This window comes from Buttiauxella agrestis ATCC 33320 (genome assembly GCF_000735355.1).
GTDB lineage: Bacteria > Pseudomonadota > Gammaproteobacteria > Enterobacterales > Enterobacteriaceae > Buttiauxella > Buttiauxella agrestis.
In genome coordinates this window covers 99170-121038 of the sequence record NZ_JMPI01000011.1, presented here as the reverse complement: position 1 = coordinate 121038, position 21869 = coordinate 99170, and the positions used below count along the sequence as shown (strand labels likewise).

Genomic DNA, 21869 nt, shown 5'->3' with positions numbered 1-21869 from the left:
AAAAAAACAATTTCATTTGGACATTTTTCTGACATTTCTTCAAGCGGAAGATTAATATAACCATCCAATTAACTCAAGGATAATGCGCATAAGTCCAATAGCATTTATTAACTAAATTCATGTGCCATATCAGCATCATTTGATTGTCTTTGTTTCCACTCAACCATTAACCATACATCATGCAAATAGAGTTGATTTTGGTTTCCTAAGAATTCATAAACTTTCTGCCACCAAAATCTCCATTCTGACTGCTTATAATCTGGTGGAGTATTTCTTGTATGTCTTTGTAATTGTTGACAGAAGTCATCAAAATTTGTTGGCTGAAGATCAGATGCTATGCGTGTGAAAAAATTAGCCTTAAGATGTTGCTCAACTCTTTCAGGTACTTGATAGATCTCTTTCCAAACTTCTATCTTGTTCAATACTTCTGCCGGAGCATTTACATATGAAATTGAAACTGATGTTAAAGGCGTTTCCCAAGAGTCTGTAACTAAATCGCCACGACTACTTAGCTGGGGTGTCACTGATATATATGGTTCACATGACTCTTGTGCTGGTGGAAGTGGATAAAATGCTGTTCTCCGTTGGCCGCTTTGAGCTCTCAGTACATCCTTAGCCCCTTTTGCCTTGCTATTACAGATGTGGCAGGTAGGAATAAAATTGCCTGGATGGACACTGTAAACTGGATACTTGTCTTTGCAAAGCACATGGTCATAATCTGAACGCCACTGATCTTCATCCGCTACACTTACCCTATTTTGAGAAAGAAGTGCCGTGCCACAAATAGGGCAAAGATGACTATTATTATTTCCTCTAACAAAACTCTGGTAGTGTATTTCAATAGAGTTATTTGATTGTGACTTTGCTTGAACCAAGTCTTTGGTACGCGTAAACAGATGAGTTGTTAATGCCTTACATGCTTCGAACAAAGAAGCTGGCTCTAATTCTGGCAACACTGTTTGTGTATTGTTAAAGAATACAATAACATCCTGAGCCTGACTTATTTGATCCGACAACCTCTGACGTTCAGCAATAGTTGTAGGCAGTGCTTCCCATAAGCTATGAAATTTCTCTCTTGTGGGTTTATTATTCCAACATACGCTAGGAACTTCTACTTCTACATCTTCTATCATTTCAGGAAAAGTTCGAAACAATGCCTCTGAGAAAACATCTGTATTAACACTGGAGTCCAGAAAGTGAAGAAACTCAGCGTTAAGCAACGCAAATACAGAGCATTGTGGAGTCTGTAGGTTGAGTGAGAATAACATTAGCTCTCTAATTTCCTTAACAGATAAGCCTTTTCCATTGACTCTCCCAAGTTTTCCTCAATCCAGCGTCGCGCAGCTATAATAGCTTCAGGATCATTACCCTCTGGTAATCTATGTTTAACATCCTCTACCACTGTTTGTGAAATAAGGGAACGTAAACCATAGTGGTTCTTAACCAAGATATCAAATGAGGTACCATAAGTCTGGCTGGAGACCGGTTCCATACTGATACAACCCATATCATTACGCTCGAAGAAAAATACATTCTCGCGTTTAAGCGAGGAAATCATGAATGGTGAGTGAGTAGATAAAAAGAACTGCGATTGACCTTTTCTCTCGTTTTCAGGTGTAAATGCGTTGGTTAAACGCTGGTGAAAATAAGTCCGCCAAGATGGATTAAGGTGTGTTTCTGGCTCATCAAAAAGAAATAGTGCTTGAACCTGGCTGAATATCCTTGTGGCCGCGATAACCTGAATCAATTGAGCTTCACCGTCAGATAAATCATCAAACTTTACGGTATCACCCTTTTCATTAGCCATTAATAACTCAACAACAGATAAAGGTAATCTTGACTGGAGCGGTTTTTTTACCGTACCTATAAAATCATCTATCATCAACTTCAAACGAGATGTACGAGCCCAGTTTTTTATACCAAGCTGTTGAATATTATTAAGTCTTTTAAACAATGCAAAAGAATTATGGTAGTTATCTTCACGAAGTCGGTTTAAAACAGCCTCATCGCTTAATTCGAGAGTGATTTCTCCAGACAGATACTCTAACTCATAAAGCTCAAACTGGTTATCTGTAGTTCGGCCTCCTGTTGGCCTTACTTGATCGGAGCCTGCTATACGGATCAACATTTTCACATCACGAATGGCATCATCTTCTATGATGCCAGAACGAAAGTCATAATGAAGTACGGCTTTTACGGGATGTTTATATGTTATTTCATCCAACAGTTGAAATACTGTCTCTGTCGGAAGAATCGATAGCGATAAAATTAAGAGCCCAACATTATCGTAATCAAGGTAGTTAAAATTACTAGAGGCTGGATTCACTTCTCTCAAATCCAGATGATAATTCGGAACAAAATCACCTTCTGATAAAGGGCTAAATATATATGGATATTTTTCTAGATAATTTTTATTAATTTCAGCCAATTGATCATCACTAATTTCTCGCGATAGAGTTTTGTGACGCTGGCTACTAATTCGGCGAACTTCAAAATATTGAACAGCATTTTTCATAAAACTTCGCTGTAAATTTTCGTTTAGCCCCGAAGCATAACCAACTACGAGAGGGATGGGAAACTGACGCTCACCAAGCTCTAATACATGCCACTCATCAGCAGCGCGAACATTTATAACCACATCACCGTCAAGCTCAATAGTTACCTTTAACTCAATACTATCACCATGGATAATGAGTTCGTCTGGGTAAGATAGAGCATCACTATCATTTTTAAGATCCCATTGATAGTGTACCGTCACACTAAAACCTAACGATGTTTTAGTTTTGAACTCTACACGTTGCCATCGCTCTAGATAAGCAAAAGTTTCTCCGATTAACTCAAGTAATTGCGATTTACCAGAACCATTGAGACCAATCAATGCAAATATATTATCTTGGGCATAACTAAAATCAAAGAACTGATCTTTCAAGCCTTTGTAGCCGCCACTCAAGTTTAAAGATATCAGTCTCATTAAGTGTTACCTTTTCTGTGCTTGATAGTTTTTATACTTGTACGCTGCTGTTGAATTTTCACCAGCAATGATTGTGCGCTATTTTCACCGCTGATTAATTCGGGATTTTCTGCCCGCCACTGTGCCGTAAGTTCTCCACGAAATGCTTTAGCTAAGATCGAATGTGTGAGGTTGTTGACGCGCTCAAGGGCATTTTGTACCTGCTTTTCGATGGTGTCGGCGTAGGCGAAAAGTTGTTCTACTCGGCGGACTATTTCTTGTTGTTCCAATAGATGTGGCAATAAAATGTGTAACGAAAGCCATTCAGGAAAATAGATAGTTGTATGTGTTGACCCCTTACCAAATCTAAATAATGACTCTCTTTCTGAGACAAAAAGCCATTTTAACCAATCAGCATCAATCACATCGGAGGGAACCCAGTTTACGAAATCCTGACTGGTTGCCATGGGTTTCCCCATTTTGACGACATAACCGACAGATGCTGTTCTGCTTATACAAACGGTCCCTTTTGGTAACAACCTACTTGCAGAGTTTGCAAGACCAAGTTCATTAGTTTTCTGCTCAGTATCTAATATAGTTGACGAGTGATTTCTGTTAGCGTCTCGGATTCCAATCCAGCAAACTTCCCCCCCCCAATATTCTGGTTTGTTACGACTAGGAGTGTGGCCGGACTCCATGCGGGCAACATCAACCAAGGGAACCCACTCCCACTCTGCTACAGGTGATTCTTTGGGATTACCTACAGCTGTTGCATGCACACCCTGTATTAAGGAAGTAGAACGTGTTTTCCAGCGTGCTGGCCTTGGTAAAGGAATATGATTTTTTAATAAATTTTGTGTTGTTTTATTAGGATTTCTTGTTCGCCATGTTTCAGTTAATTTTCCACTCACAGCTGCCGCCAATACCGCCTGACGAAAACGCTTTAGGATTTGTGGTATTTGCTCAAGACGTGCTTTGGCGCTATCGACCTGTGCTAACAGAGCATCGAGTTTATCGGCGATTACTTTTTGTTCTGCAAGAGGGGGAAGTATCAAAGGAAAACTTTCAACGAAAGCCCTTGGAACACGGCGCAGACCAACAGCACCTGTCATATTTCCTGCACCTTCCTGCATAAATTTTCTGGTCTTAATAATCCCAAGTAAATAACTGGCTGGTATCTCTTGATTACGAGCGCGTAGAACATAAAATTCAGAGCTGCCTGCACCGATATTATTTGGCATGTCTTTTACAATTGCTGCTTTGCCATTTTCAAAACAGGGTGTTACTTTTGCAAAAATCACATCATCATTTTTAAAGTTAGTGTAAGACTTACCAATCTCACCCCACGTTTTTTCTTCAAACTCTAATTTCCCATTATAATTTGTTGGGGCATGGGACATAGGAACAAAGCCTGCATTTAGGTCTTGTTCAGCCTCTATTTTTTTAGGGTTAACTTCAGCAATATCTGCAAGAGTACAATTGGACCACCCTTCAGGTAGAATAATCTCACCCATCAGCGAGTTGCTCCTAATACAGTCAATAAAGCATCCAATTCTGCTAAAGCAGTGGTTAATTCTTCTTTTGCTTCAATCGCTAATACGCTAGGTTCAGGCAGGTTAGTCGCATCAACGTTGTTGTTATCTTTCAGCCATGCAATATCTAATGAATCACTTTTAACATCGCGGATCCATTCGCGGCTGAATGTGCGCCAGCGGCTGGTCGCCATGCGGTCGTCAACGTGCTGATTTTCGGTGTTATCGGGCGCGTCGAGTTCGTCGGAGTTAAAGCTCCATTCCCCTTCACTGCGCTGGCTTTGACCGTTGGCATCGTCACCGTAAACCGCTTCAAAGGGTTTTAAATGTTGCTCACCAAACGGGGTGCGTTTGCCAAAGCTTGGCATGTTACTACGCAGATCATAAACCCAGACATTTTCGGTACAATTTACATCCTGATGATTATCGTTGGCGCTGCCTTTGGTGAAGAACAAAACGTTGGTTTTCACCCCTTGGGCGTAAAAAATCCCGGTGGGTAAACGTAAAATGGTGTGCAGGTTGCATTTGTTCATAAGGTCGCGGCGTACATCGGTGCCAACGCCCGCTTCAAACAGGACGTTGTCGGGTAGCACCACGGCTGCACGTCCACCCGGTTTTAAGTTACGGTAGATGTGCTGTAAAAAAGCTAGCTGTTTGTTACTGGTTGGGTAGGTTAAGTCATCACGAGTAATGCTGGCTTCACCGCCTTTCGCCGTACCGAACGGCGGGTTAGCAAGAATGATATCAGCCTTGGGCAAGCTAGCGCCCGCCATACCCAGCGCGTTGCCCTGATGCACGACGCCTTCGTCATCCCCTTCCATGCCGTGCAGCAAGCAGTTCATCAATGCCAGGCGGCGCGTAGACGGAACCAGTTCCACACCAACAAAGGCTTTATTTTTTTGAAAGGTTCTCGCTTTGGCCGTCAGGTCGTAGAGGTTGTCGGTTTGTTGCTTAATGTATTGATCGGCGGCAATCAAAAAGCCTGCGGTGCCCGCAGCTGGATCTTGGATCACTTCTCCGGGCTGTGGCTTGATACAGCGTACCATGCTGTTAATTAAGGCTCGCGGCGTAAAATATTGTCCTGCGCCAGATTTTGTTTCTCCGGCGTTTTTCTCCAGCAGACCTTCATAAAGATCGCCAAGTCCGTCTTTTTTGGCACTGAACCAGTCAATCTGGTCGAGAGTGCGGATCATCTGTTCGAGATGACGAGGCTCACGCAGGCGAGTTTGCGCATCGGCATAAATGGCGCTAATCAGCGGATCGGCATGAACCGAATTACCTTCAGCGTCTTTGCCGCTGGAGAGCTTCAACAGCATTTGTTTGTAATGGTTGAGCAGGTTGAGGCCCGATAAACTGTTGAGATCGCCCCAGCGGCAGCCCTGCGGTAAGGTGTGCTGATCTAATAATTCTGCTTCGGTATTTTCATGCACCATTTTGATAAACAGCAGTAGCACTAGTTCGGTGACGTAATCGCTATAGTTGATGCCGTCGTCACGCAGTACGTCACACAGGTTCCAAAGTTTTTGTACGATATCGTTATTATTACTCATTATTTTTCCTGCATTCACTCACGGAACATGCCGCAAGCGCGATTAAAAAGGCGAGTTTCGCCAGCGAATTTTACCAGAATCAGGCGCTTTGTTGTGGCCAGATCGCACTGTTAAGTTCATCCAGCACGCTGTCCAGTTGGTCTACCAATATCTTATTAAGCTGTTTTACGCCGCCGTCATCAGCAAAACTACTGTTAATAAATTGGTGGTCAATGATCACTTCATGAACCAGCTGTTTTGCCAAACGATCCAGCCATTTTCGTTGCTGGGTTGTCCATGCGTGGCTGTTATAAATGTTGATCATTGCCTGTGATACGCGCTGCGCAAAAGGCATAAGCGGTTCCCCTAGTGCAGCACGGCGAATATGGCCGACAATACTGGCGGCGATATCCTGATTGGTTTGATTACGCACGGCGGTTTGTAGTTTAGCTTCGGAATAGCCCGCACCGTCTAATAATAAGCGGATCTCTTTAAGCTGTTCACGAGTGAGGTCGCGGGGTTTGTTGACAACCACGGCCAGCGCAGTGGATTGGTTAAGCTGCTGCTGAATAAAATCCGCAAAGCTTTCCAAGTAATCTTCTGGCCGTTGATGGCTACCGTAGCTCTGGTTACGTTCCTCTAGTTGGTCATGATGCTCAGAAATAATCGGCCGGTATTCACTGCCGAGTAATGTAGCTATCTCGTTGAGCTGACTGATTAACCCTTGCTGTTGTTGGATGAAGGCAGCCGCCTGACGCGGCCCTAAATGATGCAGGTGTTGATGCAGTTGTTTAGGTTCTACACCCCAAATCTGGTGAAGGTCAGCCAACTTTTGTTTCACCGCCGGACGACTTTCTGCGCGTTTTTCCGCTTTACGCAAAATACGCATCACCTTTTGGCTTAACTGGCTGAGTACCACATCAGCTTGAGTTTCCCCGGCCTGTTCGCCGGGACTATTAAGCGCTTTTTCAAGCTGTTCAGTATCTGTTAGCTCGCTGACCAATTGTTCAAGCGTGATATTGGGGTCTTTGACCAGCGGTTTCATGGTGTTGACGTCGCTGAGGGCCTCATAAATATCCACCGGATCGTAAATACGGAAGACCGTTTTGCCAATATCATCACAGCGGCGCGTTGCGCGACCGATCATTTGTTCAAATAAAATACGTGACTTCACCCTACGCATGAAAACCAGATTACAAATCTTCGGCACGTCAATGCCGGTGCTGAGCAAATCAACGGTGACGGCAATATTCGGGTAGCGCTCATTTTTATACTGTTTGATCAGCTGTTTGACTTTGTCACTTTCACCGGTGATTTTCTCGACGGCCGCTTGATTATAGTTTTCATATTCGGCAGAGAACGCTTCATCCAGCAGGCGTTTGACCATGTCGGCATGTTTGTCCGTGACGCAGAAAACCAGTGTTTTCTCTTCGCCAAAGGGGTCGAGCTCTTTCACGAGCTGTTGGCAAATAACCCGGTTAAAGTTTTCACTGATGACGCCACGGTTAAATGCATCGACGTTGAAATCCACCTCGTCTTCTAGCTGGTCAATCTCAACCTCTCCGGTGTGGATATTAATGGCATGCACCTGGCTCCCTTTGTCAAAGTGGATGCCATTTTGCGTCAGCAGCGTTTCATAACGGATCGGGGGTTCATGATCGATGAGCCAATCATCCGCCACGGCTTCACGGTAGGAGTAGATGTAAATCGGTTTGCCGAAGATATCGCTGGTGTGTTTCGCCGGTGTGGCGGTAAGGCCGATTTTTACCGCGTCGAAATAATCGAGCACTCGACGGTAGCTGGAGATGTATTGGCTGGCGTCGCGGGTCGAGAGCTCCCCTTCCGTCATTTCCTGATCTAAGGTGTAGCCTCGGTGGGCTTCATCAACGATGATGCAGTCAAATTCATCCACCGGCGGTGGTGTGTCCGAGGAAAAAATGCGGCTAACCATGGCCTGTACCGTCGCGACCTGTACTCGGGTTTCTGCCTGTGTAGCCATATCGCCGAGCTCAGCGATATTGTAAATCTGAGACAGCGTCTGGTTTTGCTCCAGCGGCGCTTCTTTGAAGGTGTCCGTGGCTTGGTCGCCCAAAGCCGTGCGGTCAACCAGAAACAGGATGCGCTTGAAGCGTTCAGTTTTCAGAAAACGGTACATCAGGCCAACAATGGTGCGTGTTTTCCCGGTGCCGGTCGCCATCGCCAGCAGGGCATTGCGGATGTTTTGCGCCAATGTGCTTTCAACGGCGAGAATGGCCTTTTGCTGATAATCGCGTAACCGGAGGTAAGCGAAGCCTTCTTGCTTTAGCTTCTGTTCGGCGCTGTCTTTGCTGCGTTCGAGTTTATCCAGCAAGCCTTGCGGGGTATGAAACTTTTGCAGCGCACGGCGGATGTTGGACGGTTCGCGCACGTCCCTGAACCAAGTTCCTGATGACTCGGCCAACTGTGGCACGTAGGGGCGACCGTTGCAGGAGTATACAAACGGGATAATGTAATGCCCGTCAGTTTCATCCGCCCATGCAATGGTTCGGCCTTCCCGCTCCCATGCGCCGATCATGGGGGAAGTGATTTTGAAGCCTTTGCTGTAGCGTTCTGCCTGCGGAATTTTTCCCGCAACATCGGTATTTTCTTTTTTGGCTTCGACCGTGGCCAGCGGAGTTAAGCCGCAAAACAGAACGTAATCAGCGCGACCTTTTTTACCCTGATGCTCCGTAGGCCATTCGGCAATGGCTTTGTTTATCCCCTTTTCAGGGCGAGTTCCGTTAGCCCAGGTCAGTTCCTGACTGTCAGCAAGCCAGCCCGCATCATTTAAGTTTTGGTCAATCAGTATACGAGTGAGTTCTTCATTTAACGCGATATGTTGGCTGGCACGGCGGCTCTTCTGGGCAAACTCTTGCCGTTGTGTTCGGGCCTGCTTTTCATCTTTTTCGGTCAGCTGCGCTTGCAGGATTTTTAAATTTTCTTCGTATTGCTGTCGAAGCTGTTCGAGTGCAATTTCCTGCTCTTTCGCCTGCGATGCTAACACCTTAGTTTCATCATCCATGGCTAGCGCCAGCGTTTCATATTCACTCTTTTCCTGCACCAGCAAATTTTGCAGCTGTTGGCTGGAATCTAGCTGTATGTTGGCGGTAGTGAGCTCACTTTTGAGGCGATCGATTTCCGTTTGGAGTTGCCTGAGCTGATTGCTCGGGTCTGGGGGAGCAATAAAAGCGCCGGGTTTAAAGGCCGCGCCCTGCTTGCCGAAAGATTGGTGGAACCAGATAGCTAGCGCTCGCGCCACTTTTAAGCCATCCAGCGCCTCTTTGTGCTTGGTTTTGAACTGGTGAGTGGCCTTGTTGCCCTCTATCCGCAATAGATGAAATAGCTCGCGTACCGTTGGTTCAAATTTTAGCTCGCGATTGAGGCGGTAGAGTAAATCAGCCTGAGTGGGCGGTTCATCAAACGTGAGCCCGACCAGCGCAGCAATATGTTGTGCTAAGGCTTCACCTAGTTGGCGCAATTTAATCAAGGTGGTGTTGGGATCGCCTGAGAAGGCATTTTCTGCAGCAGCGGCGATTTGTAGAAACAGCGGGTCATGTTCAGCGAGAAAACTGAAATTTGTCGATGTTGTAGCCCTTAAAGCATCCATTCAATCGCCTCTCGATTATAAAGCGCCTGTGCTTAGAATTAGTTAAATACTTGGTAGCATTGTATCGAAAAAAACCGGTCAGAAAAGGTAAGTAAACACTCCCCCACTTAAATCAATACCTTCTTTCGATTCTTCATTGCGGCAGACTGGCCCTATCGATATTTAACACAGGGTTACTCTCGAGAGACATAACGCATATTGCAAAATAGACAAAAAATAAGCAGCGTTATTAACTAGCAGCACCAGCATCACTGCTGGCACTGTTGGTCTCCTTTGGATAGACTGCTTTAACTTATGCAAAGTCCCCACTCCGCATGTTGTGGGAGAAACCGCGGCTAATCACCGCCCAAGCTTGGCAAAGTCAAACGGACTCACCGCCTTATCCCTATTCGCATCCAGAAAATCAGCCCACCATTGCAGCATCAGTTTGCGCTCATCAAGATGCTCAGCTTTGTGAATGTAAGCCGCTCGCACAGAGTTACGCTCCATATGGCTCATCTGCCGTTCCACTGCATCTCTCGACCACAACCCTGACTCAATCAACGAACTACACGCCATTGTCCTGAAACCGTGACCGCAGACTTCAACCTGTGTGTCATATCCCATCACTCGCAAAGATTTGTTCACCGTGTTTTCACTCATCGGTTTGCGATGGTCGTGATCGCCAATGAAAACAAAATCGCGATCGCCACTAAGTTTGTGTACCTGTTTAAGGATTGCTAACGCCTGACGAGATAACGGCACCAAATGAGGTGTACGCATTTTTGAGCCGCGCTGGGAGTGCTTTATCCCTTCAATAGCCTCGCGCTCTGCGGGTATGGTCCACATTGATGTTTCAAAATCGATCTCAGACCAACGAGCAAAACGCAATTCGCTGGAGCGGATGAAGACAAGAAGAGTTAGCTCAACGGCAAGACGAGTCAAAGGCCTGCCGGTATAGCTATCAATGCGCTGAAGCAGTTCGGGAGTACGTCTCAACTCTAACGCAGGCCTATGCTGCCTGTTACTTGAAGCAACGGCACCGGCCATCTCCTGTGCCGGGTTATAATCAAGCAAACCACTCTGTACCGCATAGCGCATAATTGCGGTAGTACGCTGCTGTAGACGGGAAGCCACCTCAAGTCGCCCCGACAACTCTACCGCTTTGATTGGGGCCAGCAGGTCTCGAGTTTTGAGATCAATAATATTCCGCTTACCAATGGCGGGAAAGAGATTGTCCTCTAGGCTTTTCAGCACCCGACGACTATGTTCTTCCGACCACTTTTTATTTGTGGCATGCCACTCAATAGCAAGTTGTTCGAAAGTACGTGCTTCTTCCTGCTCAACTTTATCATTTTTCTTTTTATCTCCCGGATCAATGCTGTTTGCCAAAAGCTTACGAGCTTCATCACGGCGAGCCCTTGCATCAGCGAGTGACACATCAGGGTAAACACCCAGAGCCAGCATCTTTTGCTTTCCGCTAAATCGGTACTGCAAACGCCAGTACTTAGAGCCATTTGGATGAACAAGAAGGTGCATACCGTTGCCATCGGTCAGCTTATATTGCTTATCTGTTGGCTTGGCTGTTCTGACTTTGATATCTGTTAGAGCCATGCTTATCCCCTCCCTGTTGGTACAAGCATTATCGAACCGGAAATACCATCATCTGTACCAACATCTGTTGGTAGATGTACGTTGAAGTCGGTTGACCTTGAGAGAGTTAATATAGCGGGAATGATGGGTAAATACTGGATTTCAGGCACAAAAAAAGACGTCCGTTGACGTCTATTGATGTTCCGATGGTGCCGAAGGCCGGACTCGAACCGGCACGTCTTTCAACGGTTGATTTTGAATCAACTGCGTCTACCGATTTCGCCACTTCGGCACGAAGAGGTATGCGGAAAACGTTGGGGATTATACCTGTCACAGACCACCTTGCAAGCACCATTCTACCGATTACGTGCTAAGTGCTGAAAAAACCAGCGCATCATCAGTTGGTTGTACCCTTAAGCCTGTGCGGAAGCCAAATCACGGCACCAAAAGCCAACAAAATCTGCGGTGCTCACCACTGGTTTTCCCCATACATCGTGATAGTCTTTCAAACACACCCCGCCTTCGGAGATAGCACCCGTTTATGATACGCCTCGCTGTTATTGGAACTAACTGGATCACCCGTCAGTTCGTCGATGCTGCCCACGAAAGTGGCAAATATAAACTCACCGCGGTCTACTCCCGCTCGCTGGAACAGGCGCAAAGTTTTGCCAGCGACTATCCGGTAGAACATCTCTTTACCGATCTGAATGCGATGGCGAAGAGTGATGCCATTGATGCGGTGTACATCGCCAGCCCAAATTCTCTGCACTCCCCGCAAACGTTGTTGTTTCTCAGTCATAAAAAGCATGTGATTTGCGAGAAGCCCCTGGCATCTAATTTGCGTGAAGTGGAAGCAGCGATTGCCTGCGCGCGTGAAAACCAGGTGGTTTTGTTCGAAGCGTTTAAAACGGCCAGCCTGCCGAACTTTATTGCGCTGCAACAAGCATTGCCGAAAGTGGGCAAGATCCGCAAAGTGCTGCTCAACTATTGCCAGTATTCCTCGCGCTATCAGCGTTATCTCGATGGCGAGAACCCAAACACCTTTAATCCGGCGTTTTCCAACGGCTCGATTATGGATATCGGGTTTTATACGCTGGCCTCGGCGGTTGCGCTGTGGGGCGAACCGTATTCGGTTCACGCAACCGCAAGCCTGCTGGAAAGCGGTGTCGATGCGCACGGTTCGGTGCAGATGAATTACGGCGATTTTGATGTGAATCTGCTGCACTCGAAAGTGAGCGACTCAACTATCTCAAGCGAAATTCAGGGCGAAGGCGGTTCGCTGGTGATTGAGAAAATCTCTGAATGCCAGCGCATTACCTTTATTCCACGCGGCGGCAAACCGCAGGATCTGACGCTGCCACAGCATATTAATACTATGCTTTATGAAGCCGAAGTCTTTGCTCGTCTGGTCAATGACAACGAAGTGAATCATCCAGGTCTGGTGACATCGCGTTCTACTGCGGCATTGAGTACCGAGATCCGCGCACAAACCGGCGTGAAATTCCCGGCAGATGACGTCTCTGTACAGCTACCGGCGTAAAGGTGTGTAAAAGCGGGGTAGCAGCATGTTGACGGATTGTAGCATTCGTAATATTTTGTTACCCGCAAAGGGGAGTAACTTCATTGTCGGTTAATCGTCATTACGGTGTGAAAGCACCCGGTTACCGAGCAACGTTCAAAACGTTGTAAGTGAGACCTTGCCGGAAGGCGAGATCCCTGTTGCAAGCATTAGCGGCTGGCGTCTTCCGACGTTGGCCGTTTTTGTTTTTATAGGAATAATTTTATGAATAGTGTCGGCACTCCATTACTGTGGGGCGGTTTTGCCGTCGTGGTCGTCATCATGCTGGCTATCGACCTCCTTCTTCAGGGACGTAAAGGCTCGCACACCATGTCCATGAAGCAGGCGGCCGTCTGGTCCCTGGTCTGGGTTTCGCTTTCGCTGCTGTTTAACGCAGCATTCTGGTGGTATCTCACCGGGACATCTGGCCGCGAAGTGGCAGACACACAAGCCCTCGCCTTCCTCACCGGTTATCTGATTGAAAAAGCGCTGGCGGTGGATAACGTCTTCGTCTGGCTGATGCTGTTCAGCTACTTCGCTGTTCCTGCTGCATTGCAGCGCCGCGTGCTGGTCTACGGCGTGCTGGGCGCGATTGTACTGCGTACCATTATGATCTTCGCGGGCAGCTGGTTGATTTCCCAGTTCGAATGGCTGCTGTATGTGTTCGGCGCGTTCTTGCTGTTCACCGGTATCAAAATGGCGCTGGCGAAAGAAGATGAAGGCGGCATTGGCGATAAACCGCTGGTGCGTTGGATTCGCAGCCACCTGCGTATGACGGATAAAATTGAAGGCGAGCACTTCTTTATTCGTAAGAACGGTATTTTGTTCGCAACGCCATTGCTGCTGGTGCTGATTCTGGTTGAACTGAGCGACGTGATTTTCGCGGTCGATAGTATTCCGGCAATCTTCGCGGTAACGACCGACCCGTTCATTGTGCTGACGTCGAACTTGTTTGCCATCCTCGGCTTGCGTGCGATGTACTTCTTATTGGCTGGCGTGGCTGAACGCTTCTCCATGCTTAAGTACGGCCTGTCGATTATCCTGGTGTTCATCGGCGTGAAGATGATGATTGTCGATTTCTACCACATCCCAATCGCGATTTCGCTTGGCGTGGTGGGCGGTATTCTGGCGTTGACGTTAATTATTAACGCTATTGTGAACTACCGTAACGATCAGAAAAGACTGGCGAAATAATATTTTTTGTCGGATGACGCTATCGCTTATCCGACCTACGAAAAGCTTCATGACCCTGCCCTGGTGGCAGGGTTTTTCTTTTTATAGCATCCGCTGTGAGAAATGTTGCTAATGTCACGAATTTGTTAATTATTAGTTATAAAACCTAGCCTGCGTCGAAATAATCAGTGATTACTACTTACTACCCCGCGACATTTCCTTATACTCGACCAGGCAAACACATTTCTTTACATCCGGTCAGAAAAGTACCTCAGAGTACCGACACAGGATGGGACGACATACAACACAGGAAGGTTATTCATGGCTACACAATCTCCGGGTATTCTTAAACGCCTGGCACAAGGCAGTCTGGTAAAACAGATTCTCGTCGGTCTGGTGCTGGGTATCGCACTGGCGGCAATTTCAAAACCTGCGGCTATTGCTGTCGGCTTGCTCGGAACACTGTTCGTCGGCGCACTGAAGGCTGTCGCACCGGTGCTGGTTCTGATGCTGGTGATGGCGTCAATCGCCAACCATAAGCACGGCCAGAAAACTAGCATCCGTCCGATTCTGGTGCTCTATCTTCTGGGAACATTCACCGCCGCGCTAACCGCCGTGGTCGTGAGTTTCGTGTTCCCTTCTACCTTGCATCTGGTGACTGGCGCGACAGATATCACGCCACCGTCAGGCATTGTTGAGGTTCTGCGCGGCCTGTTGTTGAGCATGGTTTCCAACCCAATTGATGCTCTGCTGAAAGCCAACTACATCGGGATTCTGGTGTGGGCTGTAGGTTTGGGCTTCGCGCTACGTCACGGCAATGAAAGCACCAAAAACCTGATTAACGATGTTTCCGATGCGGTGACGTTCATCGTGAGAGTGGTGATTCGCTTTGCCCCAATCGGTATCTTCGGCCTGGTGGCATCAACACTTGCAACGACAGGCTTCGAAACGCTGTGGAGCTATGCGCAACTGCTGCTGGTGCTGGTTGGCTGTATGTTCGGCGTGGCGCTGATCATCAACCCACTACTGGTGTTCATCAAAATTCGGCGCAACCCGTACCCACTGGTGTTCGCTTGCCTGCGTGAGAGTGGCGTAACCGCCTTCTTCACACGTAGTTCTGCGGCCAACATTCCCGTGAACATGGCGCTGTGCGAGAAGCTGAATCTGGACCGTGATACCTATTCTGTATCCATCCCGTTAGGCGCAACCATCAACATGGCGGGCGCAGCAATCACCATTACCGTTCTGACTCTGGCGGCGGTGAATACTCTGGGCGTGCCGGTGGATTTACCAACCGCACTTCTGCTGAGCGTTGTGGCTTCATTGTGTGCTTGCGGAGCGTCTGGTGTGGCGGGGGGTTCTTTACTGCTGATCCCACTGGCATGCGGCATGTTCGGTATTCCGAATGAGATTGCCATGCAGGTGGTTGCCGTCGGCTTTATCATCGGCGTGTTGCAGGACTCTTGCGAAACCGCACTGAACTCCTCCACCGACGTGCTGTTTACCGCAGCGGCTTGCCAGGCTGAAGATGCACGCCTGGCGGACAATAATCCGTTACGCGGTTAATGCTTAAAGCTCCCTGTCTTGCGAGGCAGGGAGTTATCCCTCTTGTTGCTGCACTTCTTTTTCGACTTTAAACGGATCAATTCCTCGCCTCTGCATACGCCAGAAACGAATAATATTCAGGCCGTTCATCACCAGAAAACTCCCTTCGATTAACGTTCCGCCAATCGAGCCAAGCCAGAAGTTATGCGTTACCCAGCAAGCGGTAGAGCACCACATCACGCAGCGAGTGGTCAGCCCTTTGCAACGGAATAATGCCCAGGTACTGGCGACGGTGCCGAATATCGGCAGCAATTCCATGGCGTGGTTAAATTTAGATAGTCCCAACCCAAGCGTCAGCGCGATAAAAATCCCCATCACCCACAGACTACGAGTGCGCAGGGAAATTACGGTTCGGATTGCGTTAAGTTCCGCGCTCATGCCCGCCGGGCTTGCGCCCATCAAGAAGAAATGAATACCGATAATGGCGCTGTAACCCGCCAACTGTAACTTGAAGCGCCGTTCATCACGGTTAACGAACGTGGTAATACCAACCACAAAGGCGAGAACCCCGACGCCCTGGGCAACCCAATACGCGGTCATGACAAATCCTTGTGAGTAAACATGAGGCGAAAAAAAACGGCATTCCAAATATCAAAATGCCGTTTCATGTTAGCACCTGCTTAACGCTTTACAACGTGACGCCGCTCTTAAAGATAGCCAACTCGCGGAAATCATTACGTTCGTTACAGGTTTTCTTGCCGTTAGCGATATCAACAATGGTGTCGATAAACTCAGTCAGCAAGGTGTTCATGTCACTGCCATGCAACAGTTTGCCTGCATCAAAATCGATCCAGTGTGGCTTTTTAGTGGCCAGTTCACTGTTGGTTGCGATTTTAACCGTTGGCACAAAACCGCCGTACGGTGTACCGCGCCCGGTACTGAACAGCACCATGTGGCAACCTGCGCCAGCCAATGCACTGGTGGCAACTGCATCGTTACCAGGTGCACTTAACAAGTTCAGGCCAGGCGTTTTCAGGCGCTCGCCATAACGCAGGACATCAACCACTTCGCTCTCACCGGCTTTTTGCGTACAGCCGAGGGATTTTTCTTCGAGCGTCGTGATACCGCCAGCTTTGTTCCCTGGTGATGGATTCTCGTAGATCGGCTGGTTGTGTTCGATGAAGTATTGTTTGAAATCGTTCACCATGGTGACGGTTTTTTCAAACGTCGCTTCATCGCGACAGTGGCTCATCAGAATGCGTTCAGCGCCAAACATTTCCGGGACTTCTGTCAGCACAGTCGTGCCGCCATTAGCCACCATGTAGTCGGAGAAACGGCCAAGCATTGGGTTCGCCGTAATGCCGGACAAACCGTCTGAACCGCCGCATTCCAGGCCGAACTTCAGCTCGCTGATTTTGCCTGGTTCACGCTTGTCGTTACGCATGACTTCGTACAGGGCTTGCAGTTGCTCAAGCCCGGCTTCAACTTCGTCATCCTGCTGCTGGCAAACCATAAACTTCACGCGGGACTCATCGAACTCACCCAGCGTTTCACGGAAGGCGCTCACCTGGTTGTTTTCACAACCCAGGCCAATCACCAGCACCGCACCCGCATTCGGGTGATGCACCATGTTTTGCAGCATGGTGCGGGTGTTAATGTGATCTTCACCCAGCTGTGAACAACCAAACGGATGACTGAACAGGAACACACCGTCGATATCTTCGGCATCGTTGTTCTGTTTCAGGAAACGGTTCTGGATCTGACGCGCGATACCGTTAACACAGCCTACGGTCGGCAGGATCCACAACTCGTTACGCACACCCACATTGCCGTTTTCACGGCGGTAAACGCTCACTTCGCGGTCTGCCGCCTGGCTTGCAAGAGACTGGAAATCAGGTTGATAGCTATACTCATCCAAATCGTTCAGATTAGTACGCGCGTTGTGTGAGTGAATGTGCTCCCCGGCTTCGATCTTCGCCAAAGCATGGCCAATCGGTAAACCGTATTTAACAACGTTCTCACCTTGCGCAATGGTAACCAGCGCAAATTTATGGCCGCGAAGCACCGGCTGGCGCAGAGTTACCTCTGCACCTTCTACGGTAACGACTTCACTTTCGGCCAGGTCCACTAACGCAACAGCGACGTTATCTTGCGTATGGATCTTGATGTATTGCATATCAACCTCAAAGCCTGATTAGTTCAGTTCAATGCCAAAGTAGTCTCGGGCGTTGTTAAAGCAGATGTTTTCTACCATGCTGCCCAGCAGTTTGATGTCTGCTGGCGCTTCGCCCGCTTCCACCCAACGGCCAATCATCTGGCACAGAATGCGACGGAAGTATTCGTGGCGGGTGTATGACAGGAAGCTACGGCTGTCAGTCAGCATGCCCACAAAGCGGCTTAACAGACCCAGTTGCGCGAGCTGCGTCATTTGACGCTCCATGCCATCTTTCTGGTCGTTGAACCACCAACCGGAACCAAACTGCATTTTTCCAGGCATACCTTCGCCCTGGAAGTTGCCAATCATGGTGCCCAACACTTCGTTATCGCGTGGGTTCAGGCAATACAGAATTGTTTTTGGCAGTTCGTTGTTTTCATTTTGCTTGCTGAGCAGGCGAGATAGTTCTTCAGCCATTGGACGGTCGTTGATGGAGTCAAAGCCCACATCAGGCCCCAGCAGTTTGAACTGACGCAGGTTGTTGTTACGCAGCGCACCGATGTGGTACTGCTGAACCCAGCCGCGACGGGTGTATTCAGCCGCCAGCCAAACCAGAACCGCAGTTTTGAACTGTGCAGTTTCGTGGTCAGTTGGAGTCGCACCGGAAAGACGACGCGCCAGGATACCATCCAGAGTCGCTTCGTCTGCTTCTGCAAACAAAACAACGTCTAATGCGTGGTCGGATACTTTACAGCCGTGTGCTGCGAAGTGGTCCAGACGCTTGCTCAGTGCAGTTTGCAGGTCGCTGAAACGACGGATGTCGGTATCAGAAACTTCAGCCAGTTTGCCCATGTATTCAACGAAAGTGCCTTGCTCGATGTTGAACGCTTTGTCCGGGCGCCAGCTTGGCAGCACTTTGGTTTCAAACGCGTCGAGCGCGATTTGGCGATGGAAACGCAGGTCGTCGATTGGATCATCCGTTGTACCGACCATTTTCACGTTCATCTGCTTCATGATGCCACGCGCAGAGAAGCTGTCCTGAGTCAGCAACTCGTTACATTCGTTCCAGATTTCATCGGCAGTAGTTGGGGAAAGCAGTTTGCCAGTGATGCCGAAAGGACGACGCAGTTCGAGGTGAGTCCAATGGTAGAGCGGGTTACCGATAGTGTGCGGAACAGTCGCAGCCCAGGCATCGAATTTCTCACGGTCAGACGCATCGCCAGTACACAGACGCTCTTCCACACCGTTTGCACGCATGCCGCGCCACTTGTAGTGATCGCCTTTTAACCAGATGTCATACAGGTTTTTAAAACGATAATCTTCAGCAACCTGCTGTGGTGGCAAGTGGCAGTGATAGTCAAAGATTGGCTGATCGGCTGCAAACTCATGGTACAAACGGCGAGCGAATTCGGTATCAAGGAGAAAATCTTCAGTCATAAACTGGGCCATTGTAGGGTTCCTCTGTTCATAGCAGTTCGATGCTTGCGCATAATGCAAATAAAGTTATCACACCAATTTCTTGAGGCCGAGTGGATTTTTGAGGTGCACGTCACAAAAACCATACTTTTATTGTTAATATAGTGTTTAAAAAGAACCCTTATCCCGCGCCAGTTCTGGCCCGAAAGCCCCTACCCCCTAAGAGTGAGCTGATCGACACTTTTGTGATATCACTCAACTTTTGAAGCTGTATGACAAGTTATCTTTCCTGCCGTCGCAATACACATGTAATGGATTTACTTCAGACGCTGATATCAATAACAGCGCATCACGGTACGGAAACCGGAATTGCCACTGGCAGTTTTTTACATGGCAAGGTACGGGTCGTACCGGGTGATACCCCCGGATATGAACCCTCTAACGAACAAACGCTCTGGCAGCAGTGCCGGACGTACGACCACATGATATGTGGTTGTTTATAGACGGGATGAGATTCCAAATGGGAAAGATTAAAGGCTTGCGCTGGTACATGATAGCTCTGGTAACTATGGGTACCATACTGGGTTATCTGACACGTAATACTATTGCTGCTGCTGCACCAACATTGATGCAAGAGCTGCATATCTCTACTCAGCAATATTCCTACATTATCGCTGCTTACTCTGCTTGCTACACCATTATGCAGCCTGTTGCGGGTTATGCGCTTGACGTGTTGGGTACAAAAGTCGGTTACGCTTTCTTTGCTGTCGCATGGGCAATCTTCTGCGGTGCAACTGCACTAGCAGGGAGCTGGGGCGGTCTGGCTATCGCTCGTGGCGCGGTCGGTGCTGCTGAAGCAGCGATGATTCCTGCGGGCCTGAAAGCCAGTAGCGAATGGTTCCCGGCTAAAGAGCGTTCTATCGCCGTAGGTTACTTCAACGTGGGTTCCTCTATCGGCGGTATGATTGCTCCTCCATTAGTGGTCTGGGCGATTGTGATGCACAGCTGGCAGATGGCATTCATCATCTCTGGTGTCCTGAGCTTTGCATGGGCAATGTGCTGGTTGATTTTCTATAAACACCCACGCGACCAGAAACGTCTTTCCGAAGAAGAACGTGAATACATCATTGGCGGTCAGGAAGCTCATCACCAGACCAACAACAGCAAAAAAATGAGCGCATGGAAAATCCTGCAGAACCGTCAGTTCTGGGGTATCGCCCTGCCACGTTTCCTGGCAGAACCAGCGTGGGGGACTTTCAACGCCTGGATCCCATTGTTCATGTTTAAAGCTTACGGCTTCGACCTGAAACACATTGCGATGTTTGCCTGGATGCCAATGCTGTTTGCTGACCTGGGTTGTATCGTAGGCGGCTACCTGCCACCGCTGTTCCAGCGTGTGTTCGGCGTAAACCTGATTGTGTCTCGTAAACTGGTTGTGACCATGGGTGCGATTCTGATGATTGCTCCAGGGACTATCGGCCTGTTCACCAGCCCGTACGTTGCAATCGCCCTGCTGTGCGTGGGTGGCTTTGCTCACCAGTCACTGTCTGGCGCACTGATCACTCTGTCTTCTGACGTGTTTGGTCGTAACGAAGTGGCAACCGCAAACGGTCTGACCGGCATGGCGGCCTGGACTGCGAGCACCCTGTTTGCACTAGTTGTTGGCGCACTGGCTGATACCCTTGGCTTCAGCCCACTGTTTGCCGCGCTGGCCGTGTTCGATATCCTCGGTGCTATCGTTATCTGGACCGTGCTGCAAAACAAACCCATCAGCGAGTTGAACGACTCGCAGAAGCCGAAACAAGCGTTAGCGTAATCGGACTCGCAATTTATATACAAAAGCCGCCGCTCTGGCGGCTTTTCTGTCTGCGCAATGTAGAGCCTAACTTTGAAAAGTGGTATAACAAATAGGGTTACCCGCAGGACTTTTCCCGGAGCTACAGATGGAAGTTATGGAACCACGTCGTCTTTATCAGCAATTGGCCGCTGAACTTAAACAACGCATCGAAAACGGTGTTTATCTCGTTGGGGAAAAACTCCCGGCAGAGCGTTTTATTGCTGAAGAGAAGAACGTGAGCCGCACTGTGGTTCGTGAAGCGATTATCATGCTGGAAGTGGAAGGTTACGTCGAAGTCCGCAAAGGCTCTGGCATTCACGTGATGTCAAACCAGGCTAAATACACCAACCTTCCTGATGAACAGTTTGAATTCGCAAGTTTTGGGCCTTTTGAGTTGCTGCAAGCGCGTCAGTTAATCGAAAGCAATATTGCAGAATTTGCCGCCACCCAGGTCACGAAACAAGATATCGTGAAGCTCATGGAAATTCAGGAAATGGCGCGTAATGAGCACAATTTCCAGGATTCAGAGTGGGACCTTCATTTCCACACACAAGTGGCTTTAGCGTCGCAAAATAGCGCCCTGGCCGCTATCGTTGAGAAAATGTGGAGCCAGCGAATTCATAACCCGTACTGGAAAAAACTTCACGAGCACATTGATAAGCGCACCGCAGATAACTGGTGTGACGATCATGACCAAATTCTTAAAGCGCTGATTCGTAAAGACCCTCATGCCGCTAAACTGGCAATGTGGCAGCATCTTGAAAACACCAAACAGATGCTGTTTGACGCAACCAGCGACGATTTCGAATTCAATGCTGACCGTTATTTATTTGCAGATAATCCTGTCATTCATCTCGATACTGCAGCAAACGGTCAAAAATAGTCATTTTCCCGCGCGAGGGTAAGCAAACCAACCAATAGTGTCAGCGTTTGTAAATACCCTCGCCAGCCCCTCTGCGAGTCATCAAAATCAATCC

General features: G+C 48.3%; 14 protein-coding genes and 1 tRNA gene. 5 read left to right on the top strand and 10 right to left on the bottom strand.

Translation table 11 applies throughout. The annotated features are described in order from the left end of the window. Positions 1-107: 107 nt before the first annotated feature. The 7 genes from GBAG_RS02215 to GBAG_RS02185 form a co-directional block, all read right to left on the bottom strand. Positions 108-1268, bottom strand: coding sequence for a hypothetical protein (locus tag GBAG_RS02215; RefSeq protein WP_034493078.1), 1161 nt, complete (start codon positions 1266-1268; stop codon positions 108-110). Beyond that, positions 1268-2971, bottom strand: coding sequence for an AAA family ATPase (locus tag GBAG_RS02210; protein ID WP_034493075.1), 1704 nt, complete (start codon positions 2969-2971; stop codon positions 1268-1270). The genes GBAG_RS02215 and GBAG_RS02210 overlap by 1 nt, the downstream gene beginning before the upstream one ends. After that, positions 2971-4464 carry a restriction endonuclease subunit S gene (locus tag GBAG_RS22980; RefSeq protein ID WP_034493073.1) on the bottom strand — a complete coding sequence of 498 codons (1494 nt, stop codon included), beginning with the start codon at positions 4462-4464 and terminating at the stop codon, positions 2971-2973. The genes GBAG_RS02210 and GBAG_RS22980 overlap by 1 nt, the downstream gene beginning before the upstream one ends. Continuing rightward, positions 4464-6032: a class I SAM-dependent DNA methyltransferase gene (locus GBAG_RS02200; protein WP_034493071.1), complete on the bottom strand. Its 1569-nt coding sequence runs from the start codon at positions 6030-6032 to the stop codon at positions 4464-4466. The genes GBAG_RS22980 and GBAG_RS02200 overlap by 1 nt, the downstream gene beginning before the upstream one ends. Before the next feature lie 79 nt (positions 6033-6111). Next, a complete protein-coding gene (gene hsdR / locus GBAG_RS02195) occupies positions 6112-9636 on the bottom strand; it encodes a type I restriction-modification system endonuclease (RefSeq protein ID WP_034493069.1) in 3525 nt (1174 codons plus the stop codon). Positions 9637-9975: 339 nt separating this feature from the next. After that, positions 9976-11229 (bottom strand): tyrosine-type recombinase/integrase, encoded by a 1254-nt coding sequence (locus GBAG_RS02190; RefSeq protein ID WP_034493067.1) that lies wholly within the window; start codon positions 11227-11229, stop codon positions 9976-9978. Between the two features lie 186 nt (positions 11230-11415). Further along, positions 11416-11500, bottom strand: a tRNA-Leu gene (locus GBAG_RS02185). Between the two features lie 249 nt (positions 11501-11749). On the opposite strand from GBAG_RS02185, the gene GBAG_RS02180 reads away from it, so the two are divergent. From GBAG_RS02180 to sstT, 3 genes are all read left to right on the top strand, one after another. After that, on the top strand, positions 11750-12748 hold the full coding sequence (locus GBAG_RS02180) for a Gfo/Idh/MocA family protein (protein ID WP_034493064.1): 999 nt from the start codon (positions 11750-11752) through the stop codon (positions 12746-12748). A 243-nt stretch (positions 12749-12991) separates the two neighbouring features. Next, positions 12992-13960, top strand: a complete 969-nt coding sequence (locus GBAG_RS02175) for a TerC family protein (RefSeq protein WP_034493062.1) — start codon at positions 12992-12994, stop codon at positions 13958-13960. Between the two features lie 300 nt (positions 13961-14260). After that, positions 14261-15505 carry a serine/threonine transporter SstT gene (gene sstT, locus GBAG_RS02170; RefSeq protein ID WP_034493060.1) on the top strand — a complete coding sequence of 415 codons (1245 nt, stop codon included), beginning with the start codon at positions 14261-14263 and terminating at the stop codon, positions 15503-15505. 33 nt (positions 15506-15538) lie between these two features. Here the strand turns inward: sstT and GBAG_RS02165 are convergent, their stop codons facing one another. The 3 genes from GBAG_RS02165 to uxaC form a co-directional block, all read right to left on the bottom strand. Further along, positions 15539-16084 (bottom strand): YgjV family protein, encoded by a 546-nt coding sequence (locus GBAG_RS02165; protein WP_034493058.1) that lies wholly within the window; start codon positions 16082-16084, stop codon positions 15539-15541. 88 nt (positions 16085-16172) lie between these two features. After that, positions 16173-17660, bottom strand: a complete 1488-nt coding sequence (locus GBAG_RS02160) for a UxaA family hydrolase (RefSeq protein WP_034493057.1) — start codon at positions 17658-17660, stop codon at positions 16173-16175. Positions 17661-17678: 18 nt separating this feature from the next. After that, positions 17679-19088, bottom strand: coding sequence for a glucuronate isomerase (gene uxaC / locus GBAG_RS02155; RefSeq protein WP_034493055.1), 1410 nt, complete (start codon positions 19086-19088; stop codon positions 17679-17681). 487 nt (positions 19089-19575) lie between these two features. On the opposite strand from uxaC, the gene GBAG_RS02150 reads away from it, so the two are divergent. Together GBAG_RS02150 and exuR are read left to right on the top strand one after the other, a co-directional pair. After that, positions 19576-20871 (top strand): MFS transporter, encoded by a 1296-nt coding sequence (locus tag GBAG_RS02150; protein ID WP_034493053.1) that lies wholly within the window; start codon positions 19576-19578, stop codon positions 20869-20871. Between the two features lie 127 nt (positions 20872-20998). Next, on the top strand, positions 20999-21775 hold the full coding sequence (gene exuR / locus GBAG_RS02145; protein WP_034493050.1) for a transcriptional regulator ExuR: 777 nt from the start codon (positions 20999-21001) through the stop codon (positions 21773-21775). The last annotated feature ends 94 nt before the right edge of the window (positions 21776-21869 follow it).

What these genes read in the sequence shown, in the direction of transcription:
- GBAG_RS02215 (WP_034493078.1), bottom strand. Translation starts at nt 1,268, where the DNA reads ATGTTATTCTCACTCAACCTACAGACTCCACAATGCTCTGTATTTGCG.
- GBAG_RS02210 (WP_034493075.1), bottom strand. Translation starts at nt 2,971, where the DNA reads ATGAGACTGATATCTTTAAACTTGAGTGGCGGCTACAAAGGCTTGAAA.
- GBAG_RS22980 (WP_034493073.1), bottom strand. Translation starts at nt 4,464, where the DNA reads ATGGGTGAGATTATTCTACCTGAAGGGTGGTCCAATTGTACTCTTGCA.
- GBAG_RS02200 (WP_034493071.1), bottom strand. Translation starts at nt 6,032, where the DNA reads ATGAGTAATAATAACGATATCGTACAAAAACTTTGGAACCTGTGTGAC.
- hsdR (WP_034493069.1), bottom strand. Translation starts at nt 9,636, where the DNA reads ATGGATGCTTTAAGGGCTACAACATCGACAAATTTCAGTTTTCTCGCT.
- GBAG_RS02190 (WP_034493067.1), bottom strand. Translation starts at nt 11,229, where the DNA reads ATGGCTCTAACAGATATCAAAGTCAGAACAGCCAAGCCAACAGATAAG.
- GBAG_RS02180 (WP_034493064.1), top strand. Translation starts at nt 11,750, where the DNA reads ATGATACGCCTCGCTGTTATTGGAACTAACTGGATCACCCGTCAGTTC.
- GBAG_RS02175 (WP_034493062.1), top strand. Translation starts at nt 12,992, where the DNA reads ATGAATAGTGTCGGCACTCCATTACTGTGGGGCGGTTTTGCCGTCGTG.
- sstT (WP_034493060.1), top strand. Translation starts at nt 14,261, where the DNA reads ATGGCTACACAATCTCCGGGTATTCTTAAACGCCTGGCACAAGGCAGT.
- GBAG_RS02165 (WP_034493058.1), bottom strand. Translation starts at nt 16,084, where the DNA reads ATGACCGCGTATTGGGTTGCCCAGGGCGTCGGGGTTCTCGCCTTTGTG.
- GBAG_RS02160 (WP_034493057.1), bottom strand. Translation starts at nt 17,660, where the DNA reads ATGCAATACATCAAGATCCATACGCAAGATAACGTCGCTGTTGCGTTA.
- uxaC (WP_034493055.1), bottom strand. Translation starts at nt 19,088, where the DNA reads ATGGCCCAGTTTATGACTGAAGATTTTCTCCTTGATACCGAATTCGCT.
- GBAG_RS02150 (WP_034493053.1), top strand. Translation starts at nt 19,576, where the DNA reads ATGGGAAAGATTAAAGGCTTGCGCTGGTACATGATAGCTCTGGTAACT.
- exuR (WP_034493050.1), top strand. Translation starts at nt 20,999, where the DNA reads ATGGAAGTTATGGAACCACGTCGTCTTTATCAGCAATTGGCCGCTGAA.